The sequence below is a fragment of the Blattabacterium sp. (Mastotermes darwiniensis) str. MADAR genome, from assembly GCF_000233435.1.
Taxonomy (GTDB): Bacteria; Bacteroidota; Bacteroidia; order Flavobacteriales; family Blattabacteriaceae; genus Blattabacterium.
On record NC_016146.1, the window covers coordinates 65,245 to 77,991 of the forward strand.

Below are 12,747 nucleotides of genomic sequence, written 5' to 3' on the forward strand. Positions count from 1 at the left end.
TTTTACATCATTTTTTCCGTATTGAATCATATTTTATTTTATATTTTATGAGATTTTCTATAGAAATAATTTTTACATTAAATTTTTTAGCTATTTGAATTAATTGTGGAAGACGCGCCATAGATCCGTTTTTATTAAGAATTTCTACCAATACTCCTCCAGGCGTACATCCGGCCATTTTAGTTATATCAATGGCAGCTTCTGTGTGTCCTGGTCTTTCTAGTACACCTCCTTTTCTTGCTCTAAGGGGGAATATATGACCTGGTTTGTTAAAGGATTTTGGATTTTCTTCATGGACTAGTGCTAGGATGGTCTTTGCTCTATCTGAAACAGATATTCCTGTGCTAACGCCATATCCACGGACATCTACAGATACTGTAAAAGCAGTTTTTCTAGGATCTGTGTTATTTTTTACCATCATTTTAAGTTCCAATTGATCACATCTTTCCTCTGTTAAGGAAACACAAACCAACCCTCTCCCATGAGTGATCATAAAATTTACAATTTTAGGGGTTACTTTTTCTGCTGCAACAATAAAATCTCCTTCATTTTCACGATTTTGATCATCCACCACAATGATCAATTTTCCATTTTGGATATCCTGTAATGCTTCTTCAATACAATTTAGATTACACCAATTTTTATCATAAAAAACCATAATAATGAATCCTCTATTTTTGATAAAAATCATCCATAACTGTTTTATAAGTCATCCATATACTTATTGGAAAAAAAGTAAAGTTTGGAATCCAAGCACTTATCCATGGACATAATAAGTCAGCTTTTTTTCCTTGATTTTGAGCAATGGTAAGTAAAGTATGATAAATGATGAATATAGTTAGTGCCATAATAGTTGTAACCCCAATTCCTCCTTTTCGTACAATAGATCCTATTGAGGCTCCCATAAGGAACATTATAATGCATGTTACTGGGAATGTAAATTTATTTTGCAATTCTAGTTGATACTTAGCTAAATATTTTTTCCTTTCATTCATAATTTTTTGTTGAAGCTTATCTTTTGAATTCTTTCTTTTTGTAAGAAAATTATAATTCAATTGATTGGTTACTTTTTTTAAAGAATTTATTTTTTCGATTAATTTTTTTGTATTAAAAGTTTGATAATAATCATCCTCTAAATTTTTTATTTTTTTTTCTGGAATTTTAAAATATTGAATTAGAGTATCAAATTGTACTATTTGATAGGAATAGGATGGTTTTTTTTGATAATATTGGTTATCACTATAAAAATATCCATTAATTAATTTTAATCTAAAAGATCCATCTTCTGCTGCTATCAAAATACCCTTTTTAGCAATAATAGTATTGATTGATAAATTTTTTCCATAAAAAAAAATGAAAATATTTTCCAGATGGTTTTTATCTATTCCATATTTTTTTTCTATTTTCATGAAAAAATCTGGAAAGAGGTTTACAAAAATTCCTTCTTTTAACTTTAAAGATGGATGAGATATTGAAATTTGATATCCTAATTCTTTGGTTTTTTTTTTGGCTTTTGGAATTGCATAATCCGAAAATAAATACAAACCTAAGGCTAGGAGTAATGTTAGACCTAAAATAGGGATCATAATACGAAAAAGGGAAATTCCAGAAGATTTAATAGCGATAAGTTCTTGTTTTTCTGAAATTTCTCCATAAGTAATGATGGAACTCCACAATATCGAAATAGGCACTACTAATGGAATAATCGTAATTACAAAATAAAATAAAAATCTTATGAGGATGAAGATATGAATGTTTTTCCCTGTTAATTCGTCAGTTTTACTCCAAAAAAATTGAACTAGAGATACAAAAATTACCGAAAAAAAAGTGAATAAAAAAGGAACTATAAATAAACGAATCATATATAGATCCAATTTTTTTAGTTTTATCATTGCTCTACCTTTTTTTAAAGATAAGAAAAGTATTTTACTCATTTTTCATCCGGATACGGTAAAAAGAAGTATTCATTGTTTTTATTTTCTCCATAAAAATCAACTATTTTTTGAATATCTGATAGGTCTATAAAAGGACCTTGTAACCGTATTAACTCATTTTTATTGGAAAATAAAAGGTCTCCTCTTCCAATTAATTGTTCCGCTCCTGTACAGTCTAGAATAGTTCTAGAATCTATTTTAGAACTAACTCTAAATGCAATTCTTTCTGTAAAATTAGATTTAATTAATCCAGTAATCACATCAACCGATGGTCGTTGTGTAGCAATGATCAAATGAATTCCTACAGCACGGGATAACTGTGCTAAGCGGGTAATATATATTTCTATTTTTTTTTTTTGGAAAGATAGACTTAAATCTGAAAATTCATCAATAATTAGGATAATGTAAGGCAAATGATATTTTTTGTATTTTCCATTGTATTCTTTAATATTTCTAACCATAGATTTTTCTAAAAGATCGTATCGTTTATCCATCTCTTTGCATAAAGCATTTAAGATTTTTTTTACTTCATGTATGTTTGTAATGATAGGGTCTATGGAATTAGGCAACATAGCAAAATAAGATTTAGAAATTTTTTTGTAGACAGATAATTCTACTTTTTTTGGATCAATCAAAATAAATTTTAAATCTTCTGGATTTTTTTTACATAACAAGAATACAATCACAGCATTTAACCATACGGATTTTCCTTGTCCGGTTGATCCTGCTATAAGTAAATGAGGCATTTTTGCTAGATCTACAATAAAAATTTCATTAAATACGGTTTGTCCTAAGAAAATGGGAAGTTCCATATTATGACTTTTATTTAAACTCTCTTCCGAGTAAAGAATGTTTCTCATATATACGGTAGAACGTTGATTATTTGGAACTTCTATTCCTACGGATCCTTTTCCAGGTATAGGCGCTATAATTCTTATCCCTAAAGAATATAAATTTAAAGCCATTTCATTTTCCAAGTTTTTTATTTTTGAAATACGAACACCTACCTTAGGAAATATTTCGTACAAAGTTATATTAGGTCCTATAGTGTACTTTATTTTATCTATTCCTATGTTATAATGGTTAAGTATTTGAATAATTTTATTTTTATTCTTTTCTACTAAATTTTTTTCATTTTTATAGATTATAATACTGGTACTACTTTCTTTATTGGAAAAAAAAGGATGATTTTCCATAGAAAATTTCTTTTTTTCATGATGAAAAAAATTTTTTTTTGAACGTTTGAATAGAAAATCCCTATTTTCGTTTAAAGTTTGTTTTCTAATATTTTTTTTTTTTATACGTAACATGATATAAAGAATAAAGATACTAGTAACTAGTATTCCTAGTCCTACTTTTCCAAATAAACCAATCAAAAAAATACCGATTTCAAAACCAAAAATTCCACTTAATATTCCATTTTTAGGAAAAAAAAGATAAAATGTTATTGGAAACCATAGGCTAAAAAATAAAAATTTATGCATTATAGATTGATAAATTTTCAGTATAAGTTTTCCTACAAAAAAAATTCTTAATCCTATCAATAACAATAATAAAGGAAAAAAAAAGGCACTAATTCCTATTCCACAGTAAATCAAATAGTGAGAAATAGTTGCTCCAATTTTTCCAAGTAAATTTTCTACCACTATTCCTTCATCAAGAAATTTTCCTATTTGACTTTGATCATTCTTCCAATGGAAAAGGAAAGAAAAAAAGCTTAAGAATAAAAAGATGCTGTTTCCTAGTAAAAAAAAACCAAAAATAGTTTCAATAATATTTTTTTTATGAAAATTTTTGTACATCCAATGTTTTTTTTACATAACTCAATGTTTATTCTATGCAAAATAGGGTATTTTTGATAATTTGTTCAGATAAACTAGATGAAAAATAGGTATTTTTTATTTTTGTTTGGTATGAAAATAGGACTTTATTTTGGATCATTCAACCCCATTCATTTAGGACATGTTATTCTTGCTAATCATATAGTAGAATTTTTAGATATAGATCATATTTGGTTCGTGGTTTCTCCACAAAATCCACTAAAAAAAAAACGAATCTTTTAGATTATGTTCATAGAATGAAAATGGTACGTATAGCCATTTCGAATTATGAAAAAATGAGTGTTTTGGATATAGAATCTGGATATTATCCTTCTTATACCATTCATACACTTGATGCAATAGAGAAAAAATATCCTAAAGAAAAATTTACTCTCATTCTTGGAATAGATTCTTTCTATTCCATGAACAAATGGAAAGATTATAAAATTATTTTGAATAAATATGATGTTTTTGTATATCCTCGTATTGGTTTTTGTTCTAATCATTTTTTTATTCCTATTCGACATAATAAAATATTGTTTTTGAAAGCCCCAATTATTGAAATATCTTCTTCTTTCATTCGAAGTTCCATTCAAAATGGAAAAAATATGAAACCTTTACTTCAACCGGAAGTTTGGGATTATATGAACAAACATAAGTTCTATAGAAAAAAATAAAATTTAGAATGAATTTTTGTAAAGGTAATATTGGTAGGCTTTTTTTAATAATATTTTAAATTCAAGTTCCAAAAATATTTTTTCTATGGAATTCCAGTTCGGTTTTTTTATATAAAATTTTTCCTCATGGAAATAGAAAAGGGGGATGTTAGTCACAATAGTGGCTAATTTTTTAGATAAAAAACCTAATTTTTTATTTTTTTCAATATTTTTTTTTATTTTACCACGAAGGTGATGGGTAGAATTTAAAAATTTTTCAAGACTTCCATATTTTTGAATAAATTCTTTTGCCTTTTTTTCTCCTATTCCTGGTAATCCTGGAATATTATCAGAAGAATCTCCCATCATACTCCATAAATCTATAACTTTTTTTGGACTTGAAACTCCAAAGTTTTCTTTTATTTCCTCAATTCCTAATATTCTTTTTGGTTCCCCTTTAAAAGGAGGTCTGTAAATTTTTATATTCTTTGTTACAAGTTGGCAAAAATCTTTATCTAAAGTAATGATATAAATCATATATCCTTTTTTTTCTGCTTTTTTGGCTATAGTTCCAATAACATCATCTGCTTCGTACCCATATTTAGCATACAAAAAGTAAATTCTAAACGATTTTAAAATCTTTATAAGATAAGGAATAGCAATAGAAATATCTTTTGGTTTTTTTTTTCTATGATCTTTATATTTATGGTATTCTTTTTTACGAATAATTTGATTACTGTAATCAAAAATAGTGGCCATATAGGAAGGCTTTTCCTCATTCAGTAGATTCATCAACAAAGAGGTAAAATTTAGTATAGGAGAAGTGTTTATTCCTTTGGAAGTTAAAAGAGGTTTTTTTATAAAAGCATAATATCCTTGATAAAGAATTGTGTATGCATCTATTAAAAATAATTTTTTATTATTCATATTGCATCATTAATGATGAATCTTTATAAGATTAATTTTGTCAATAAAAGATAGTTATAATTTATGAAAGAATCCAAATATACAGTAACAGCTGCATTACCATATGCTAATGGACCAATACATATAGGTCATTTATCTGGAGTTTATTTACCCGCAGATATTTTTGTTCGTTATCTTAGACGAAAGAACAAAGAGGTCCTTTTTATATGTGGTTCGGATGAACATGGAGCTCCTATTCCCATACAAGCTAAAAAGGAAAAGACGACTCCTAAAGCAATAGTCGATAAATATCATTTCTTGATCAAAGATAGCTTTACCAATTTTGGTATACATTTTGATAATTATTCCAGAACTTCTACAGTTATTCATCACGAAATTTCTACTTCTTTTTTTAAGAAACTTCATAAAGAAAAAAAAATTTTTGAAAAAGTATCTGAACAATATTATGACAACGAAGCTAAACAATTTTTGGCGGATAGATATATATCCGGAATATGTCCTCATTGCAAAAAGAAAGAAGCTTATGGAGATCAATGCGAAAATTGTGGGTCTTCGTTAAGTCCTGAAGAATTAATAGATCCACGATCTACTATCAGTGGAAGTATTCCAATTTTGAAAAAAACAAAACATTGGTATTTACCTTTAAACAAATATCAAAATTTTTTAGAAAAATGGATTTTAAAGGATCATAAAAAAGATTGGAAAGGGAATGTCTATGGACAAGCAAAATCATGGTTGGATAAAGGCTTAAAACCTCGTTCTATTACAAGGGATCTTAATTGGGGGGTTCCTATTCCATTGATTACAACAACAAAAAAAGAAGTAAGAGAAAAAGTACTATATGTATGGTTTGAAGCTCCCATAGGCTATATATCCTCTACCATAGAATGGGCAAAACGAAAAAAAAAAGATTGGAAGCCTTATTGGAAAAATGAAAATACTAAACTCATTCAATTTATAGGAAAAGATAATATTGTATTTCATTGCATTATTTTTCCAGTTATACTCAAAGCGTATAATAATGGATATATTTTACCGTATAAGATACTTGCTAATGAATTTCTTCATTTAGAAGATGAAAAAATTTCAACTTCTAGAAATTGGGGAGTGTGGCTTCATGAATACTTAAAAGATTTTCCCAATCAACAGGATCCACTTCGTTACATTCTTATAGCTAACATGCCAGAAAAAAAAGATAATAATTTTAATTGGAAAGATTTTCAAAGAAAAAATAATACTGAATTGGTAGCTGTATTTGGAAATTTTGTGAATCGAAGTCTAACTTTAATTCAAAAATATAACAATGGGATTATTCCAAATCCTGGAATTTTATCCATCATGGATAAACATATTTTAAAAAAAATAAGAAAATACCCAGAAAATATAGGAAAATTGATCGAATCTTTTAGATTTCGTGAAGCTTTAGTCTATTTTATGGATTTGGCTAGAATGGGCAACAAGTATTTAACCGAAGAAGAACCTTGGAAAGGGTTTACAAATCAACAACGATTAGAGACCATTCTTTATGTTTCTTTCCAAATCGTTGGAATGTTAGCGCAATTGTCAGAGCTATTTCTTCCATATACTGCAAATAAATTATTTAAAATGCTTCGTTTGAAAACTCTTTTTTGGAATAAAATAGAAAACAAAGAAGAAATTATATGTCCAGGACATGTATTGGGTAAATCTACATTGTTATTTCAAAAAATAACCAATGGAAGTATTGAAAAACAACTAAGAAAATTAGGAAAAAGAACCCTAACCCTGTGAGTCAACCGTTGTTTTCCTAAGTCCCTTCCCCTTAAAAGCGGAGAGAGAGGGATTCGAACCCCCGGAGGAAAAAACCTCAACGGTTTTCAAGACCGACGCAATTAGCCACTCTGCCATCTCTCCATCTTTCTTTTCTTTACGGATTATTTTATAATAAGGATAAATTAATCACATCATTCATATCTCTAACATAATCAAAGGTTAATCCTTTTAAGTGGTCTTGTTTGATTTCTTCCACATCTTTTTTATTATCCTGTGAAAGAATAACATCTTTAATATTAGCCCTTCTTGCCGCTAAAATTTTCTCTTTAATTCCTCCTACAGGTAAGACTTTTCCTCTTAAAGTAATTTCACCGGTCATAGCTAAATGAGGTCTTAATTTTCTTTTTGTATAACTGGAAACAAGAGAAGTCAACATAGCAATTCCTGCAGATGGCCCATCTTTAGGTACAGCCCCTTCAGGGACATGTACATGCACATTTTGTTCTTCAAACATTTTAGGATCAATGTTTAATTCCTCATAATGAGCTTTAATATATTGCAAAGCGATTGTCGCAGATTCTTTCATAACGGTTCCTAAATTTCCGGTAATACTCAAATTTCCTTTTCCTTTGGACAAACTGGATTCAATATATAAAATATCTCCCCCAAAATTAGTCCAAGCCAAACCTGTAACTACACCTGGGACATTATTGACTTCATAACGATCTGGATCATTTGGAATTCCAAGAATTTCCTCTATTTTTTCAATACTTAAACGTTTCACATATTTTCTATTCATAGCAATATTCTTTGCTGCGTAACGTGCTAATTTTGCAATATTTTTTTCTAGAGTTCTTAGTCCAGATTCCCTAGTATAACTTTCAATAACTTTTTCAATTTGTTTAGTCCCAAGTATTAAATCTGATTTTTTCAATCCATTTTCTTTCAGTTGTTTAGGTAGAATATGCTTTTTGACAATGGGGGTTTTTTCTTCCACCGTGTATCCATTCATTTCTATGACTTCCATCCTATCTATAAGAGCTGGTTGGATGTTGGAAAGAGAATTTGCTGTAGCAATAAACAATACTTTTGATAAATCATAACCCATTTCCAAAAAATTATCGTAAAAAGAGGTATTTTGTTCTGGGTCTAAAACTTCTAACATAGCAGAAGAAGGATCTCCATTAGTTCCTAATCCAATCTTATCTATTTCGTCAATCACAAAAACAGGATTTGAAGTTCCTACTTTTCGTATGGATTGTAATAGCCTTCCTGGCATAGCTCCAATATAAGTCCTTCTATGACCACGTATTTCAGATTCATCGTGTAAACCTCCTAAAGAAACACGTACATATTTTCTTTTAAGAGCGGTAGCTATAGATCTACCCAAAGAGGTTTTACCGACTCCAGGTGGACCATAAAAGCATAGAATAGGAGAACGCATATCTCCTCTTAATTTTAATACAGCTAGATATTCTATAATACGTTCTTTCACTTTTTCTAAACCGTAATGATCTCTATCCAATATTTTTTGGGCAAATTCTAAATCAAAATTATCCTTTGAGTATCGTTCCCATGGTAGATCTATCATCAATTCTAGATAATTTCTTTGCACCGTATATTCTGGCATTTGAGGATTAGTCCTTTGCATTTTAAGTAGTTCTCTATCGAATTGTTTTTTAGCCTCTTTAGGCCATTTCTTTCTGGAAGCTTTGGCACGCATTTCATCAATTTCTTTTTCATAAGAAATATCCCCTAATTCTTCTTGTATGGCTTTAATTTGTTGATGCAAAAAATATTCTCTCTGTTGTTGATCCATATCACTACGAACACGAGATTGAATATCGTTTTTTAACTTTATTTGTTGATGTTCTACGTTAAGAAAACGTAACGTCTCCATAGCCCTTTTTTTTAAATCATCGTACTCTAACAATTTTTGTTTGTCTCTAGTAGCTAAATTCATATTAGCGGCTACAAAATTAATTAAAAAAGAAGGACTTTCTATGTTCCGAATAGCAATACTTGCCTCGGATGGAATATTTGGATTATCCTGAATGATTTTTATAGCAATTTCCTTGATGGATTCAACTAAAGCAAGGTATTCCTTATCCTTGCAAGAAGGTTTTTTTTCTTCTAAAGCTAGAATTTCCGCTTTAAAATATGGATTTTTTTGAATGAAACGGTTTACTTTAAATCTTCTTTTTCCCTGTAAAATAACAGTGGTATTTCCATCAGGCATTTTTAACAACTTCAATATCTTAGCAACTGTTCCTATAGAGTACAAATCTTTTTCACTAATATTTTCTATTACGGAATTTTTTTGTGTTAATACTCCAACCGTTTTATCAAATCCATAAGCATCTTGTAATAGTTGGATGGATCCACTTTTTCCTGCTATAATTGGAAAAACAATCCCAGAATACAAAACCATATTTCTCACTGTTAATATACATAATTGTTCTGGAATGTCATCTTTAAGAAGCTGATCTTCTTCATCTTGACTCATTAAAGGAATAAACTCAGCTTCAGACTCGAATCCAGATTCGGTAAATATATTTTTTAGTAACATAAAAAAAATAGATTTCTTATGATGATCAATAATACAATCACCAACTGACCAAATGAATGAATAAATATACTGTTTTATCTATGAAAAACAAAACCATCCATATAGACTACTTTTTGTTTGAAACTATTTGATTCTGTTAAAGTTTTATTTCTTTTTTAGCCTTTTCAATGAGATCTATAAAAACATCTTCATTCAAAATTTGTACATTATTTTTATTCATTCCTTTTTCTAATTTTGAACCAAAGTTTTTTCCAACAACAATGAAATTAATTTTATTATTCACAGTATTAAATACTCTCCCACCTAAAAGTTCTATCATATTTTTAGCTGTATGACGAGTCATACAAGATAGTTTTCCTGTGAATACAAAAGATTTTCCTTCAATCATGCTTTTAATCCTGGAAGATTTTTTGTAAAAATTTAATCCCTGTTCTATAAGTCTTTCCACCATTGTTTTGTTTTCTATAATTGAGAAATAAGTTTTTATACTGTTTGCTATCTTTTTTCCTATTCCTGAAATAGATGTTAGAATATTGGAATCCGCATTCATTAAATCTTTTACATTCGTAAAAATTTCTGTTAACCTTTTAGCCATCTGTTCTCCTACATGAGGAATACCTAATCCATATAGAACTCTATGATAAGAATGGTTTTTGGATTGTTCAATATTTTTTATCATACTATCTGCTAATTTTTCTTTCACTCCATCTATTTTAATAATTTCTTCCTTTTTTAATCGATATAAATCGTAAATACTGTATAAAAAACCATTTTTGTATAATCGATTAATGATTTTTTTTCCAATAGATTGTATATTCATTGCACTTACAAAATGTTGTATTTTTTCTTTGATTTGAGAAGGACATTTTCTATTTTTACAGTAGAATAATTCTTTCTCTTTTATTAAAAAACTATGACATGATGGACATGCTTTGATGAAATCTATAGGAGTGGCATTCATTAATCGTTTTTTAACATTTACTTTTGTCACTTTTGGAATAACATCTCCTCCTTTTTCCAATAGAAGATAATCCCCATAATGAAGGTTCATTTTTTGGATAAAACGATTGTTATAAAGCGAAACTCTTTTCACTATGGTTCCAGTAATTTTGGTAGGAATAACATGAGCTACAGGAGTAATGATTCCAGTACGTCCTACTTGAAATTTTAGATTTAATAATTTTGTTTCCGATAATTTTTTTTGTCTAAATTTATAAGCAATGGCCCAACGAGGATATTTATTCGTGTATCCTAAAAGGGTTTGTTTTTGGTATTCATTGACCTTAATTACTATGCCATCGATATGGTAAGGAAGGAGATGTTTCCATCGATTCCAATAGTTCATGAAATGAAATATATCCTTTTCCCTTTTACAAAGGACAGCATATTCGGGAACTTTAAATCCCCATTTTTGTAGATATTTGAGAGATTGATATTGCGTATCAAAAGGAAGATTTTTTCCTATAACCGAGTATACAATACAAGATAGATTTCTTTTGTCTACTTCTTTTGTATCTTTAATTTTTATGATTCCACTAGCCGTATTTCTTGGATTGGAATAAGGTTTTTTTCCTTGTTTTTTTCTTTCTGTATTTATTTTTATAAATTTTTTTATAGAAATAAAAATTTCTCCCCTTATTTCAAGATCCGTAGGATGGTTTTCTCCACTTAATTTTATGGGAATGGATTGTATGGTTCGTACGTTTGCTGTCACATTTTCCCCTTTTTTTCCATCTCCACGAGTCACCGCATGGATCAAGAACCCATTTTTATAAATTAAATTAATGGATACTCCATCATATTTTAGTTCGCAGACGAAAGAAGAAGAAGAATATTTATGAATTTTTTTTATCCAATCCATCAATTCTTTCTTGAAATAGGTATTTTGAAGGGAGTACATTTTATATCCATGACGAATTATTGTAGATCTATTATTTTTTTTATAAATGATTTCACCGATTCTGATTGTGGGAGATGTAGGATCGTATAATTCTGGATGTTCTTTCTCTAATAGAGACAATTCTCTTAATTTTTTATCAAAATCGTAATCGGATACATGAGAAGTATCCAGTGTATAATATTGATAATTATATTTCAATAATTCTTTTCTTAAACGATATATTTTTTTTTTAATGTTTTTTTTTTGATGCTCCATTTTTTTTATGTTTTTTTTATTGCACGAATCATTCGTAAGTTTCCTTGTAAATCTCTTCTTATTTCTAGATCCAGAAAACCTGCTTTTTTCATAAAATCGATAAAAAAATCTAAATGAATAAATTGGTTGATCTCAAAATAAACAAATATTACGGATCCAGTAAAACTTTTCTTTTTCCATATCCAAGAAAGAATTTTCTTATAAAAAATGAAGGGATCTTCATCCGGAACAAATAAAGCTTTAAAAGGTTCATATTGAAAAATATTTGGATGCATGAATTTTTTTTCTGATATTCTTACATAAGGAGGATTACTCACAATAATATTAACAGGATATTTTTTTATTGGAATAGAAATCAAATTTCGTAATATATCAACTTTTCTTAAAAAAATTTTTACGTTATGAAATTTTGCATTTTTTTTCGCTATAAGAAGGATTTCATGAGAAAAATCTATGGCATGAATATAACTGTTAGGAAGTTTTTTTTTTAAAGTAATCCCAATACATCCACTTCCTGTTCCAAGATCAAATATTTGAACTTTTTCACTATTCTTCATTTTATCCTGTATGATCCATGAAACGAGTTCTTCTGTTTCTGGTCTTGGAATAAAAACTTTTTCATTAACCAGAAAATCCATCCCAAAAAAGGAGGCTTTCCCAATTACATACTGAATGGGTCTGTTTTTTTTCAATTCCCATAATTTTCTTATCAATTGGTTGTAGATGAAATCATCTATTTTTTCTTTTCTACTTAATTTTAAGAGAACTTTCGTTCTTCCACATTTAAAAATATGAGTAGTTAACAAGAAAAATATATTTTCTAACTCCTTTTTTTTTGGATATACTTGTTGAAGATTTTCATAAAATAAATGGTAAAATTCATCAAAATAAATCATAGAATACGAAAAAATACTTATTTTTTATAAAAATAATT

Annotated in this window: 8 protein-coding genes, 1 tRNA gene and 1 pseudogene; 2 read left to right on the forward strand and 8 right to left on the reverse strand. The window is 28.4% G+C overall.

Annotation, left to right across the window (positions count from 1 at the left end):
• Positions 1–7: 7 nt before the first annotated feature.
• The 3 genes from ribB to MADAR_RS00305 are packed head-to-tail and all read right to left on the reverse strand — an operon-like array spanning position 8 to position 3,736.
• Positions 8–658, reverse strand: a complete 651-nt coding sequence (gene ribB / locus MADAR_RS00295; protein WP_041178014.1) for a 3,4-dihydroxy-2-butanone-4-phosphate synthase — start codon at positions 656–658, stop codon at positions 8–10.
• A gap of 13 nt (positions 659–671) precedes the next feature.
• Entirely contained in the window at positions 672–1,934 is a 1,263-nt protein-coding gene (locus MADAR_RS00300; protein ID WP_014158545.1) for an LptF/LptG family permease, read from the reverse strand.
• The gene (locus MADAR_RS00305; RefSeq protein ID WP_014158546.1) at positions 1,931–3,736 is read right to left on the reverse strand and encodes a DNA translocase FtsK 4TM domain-containing protein; all 1,806 of its coding nucleotides are present in this window, start codon (positions 3,734–3,736) and stop codon (positions 1,931–1,933) included. The genes MADAR_RS00300 and MADAR_RS00305 overlap by 4 nt, the downstream gene beginning before the upstream one ends.
• A gap of 111 nt (positions 3,737–3,847) precedes the next feature.
• Here MADAR_RS00305 and nadD point away from each other — a divergent pair.
• Positions 3,848–4,431 (forward strand): annotated as a pseudogene (nadD, locus tag MADAR_RS00310) (nicotinate (nicotinamide) nucleotide adenylyltransferase).
• A 3-nt stretch (positions 4,432–4,434) separates the two neighbouring features.
• Here nadD and MADAR_RS00315 read toward each other — a convergent pair.
• Positions 4,435–5,337 (reverse strand): 5'-3' exonuclease H3TH domain-containing protein, encoded by a 903-nt coding sequence (locus MADAR_RS00315; protein ID WP_014158547.1) that lies wholly within the window; start codon positions 5,335–5,337, stop codon positions 4,435–4,437.
• 63 nt (positions 5,338–5,400) lie between these two features.
• Here MADAR_RS00315 and metG point away from each other — a divergent pair, with 63 nt between their 5' ends.
• Positions 5,401–7,107 carry a methionine--tRNA ligase gene (gene metG / locus MADAR_RS00320; protein WP_014158548.1) on the forward strand — a complete coding sequence of 569 codons (1,707 nt, stop codon included), beginning with the start codon at positions 5,401–5,403 and terminating at the stop codon, positions 7,105–7,107.
• Between the two features lie 38 nt (positions 7,108–7,145).
• Here metG and MADAR_RS00325 read toward each other — a convergent pair.
• The 4 genes from MADAR_RS00325 to MADAR_RS00340 all read right to left on the reverse strand — a co-directional run bounded on the left by MADAR_RS00325 (position 7,146) and on the right by MADAR_RS00340 (position 12,709).
• Positions 7,146–7,230 (reverse strand) — tRNA-Ser (locus MADAR_RS00325).
• Positions 7,231–7,255: 25 nt separating this feature from the next.
• Complete coding sequence (lon, locus tag MADAR_RS00330) at positions 7,256–9,658, reverse strand: endopeptidase La (protein WP_014158549.1); 2,403 nt, start codon at positions 9,656–9,658, stop codon at positions 7,256–7,258.
• 136 nt (positions 9,659–9,794) lie between these two features.
• Positions 9,795–11,813, reverse strand: coding sequence for an NAD-dependent DNA ligase LigA (gene ligA, locus MADAR_RS00335; RefSeq protein ID WP_014158550.1), 2,019 nt, complete (start codon positions 11,811–11,813; stop codon positions 9,795–9,797).
• A gap of 5 nt (positions 11,814–11,818) precedes the next feature.
• Complete coding sequence (locus MADAR_RS00340; RefSeq protein WP_014158551.1) at positions 11,819–12,709, reverse strand: HemK/PrmC family methyltransferase; 891 nt, start codon at positions 12,707–12,709, stop codon at positions 11,819–11,821.
• Between the last annotated feature and the right edge of the window lie 38 nt (positions 12,710–12,747).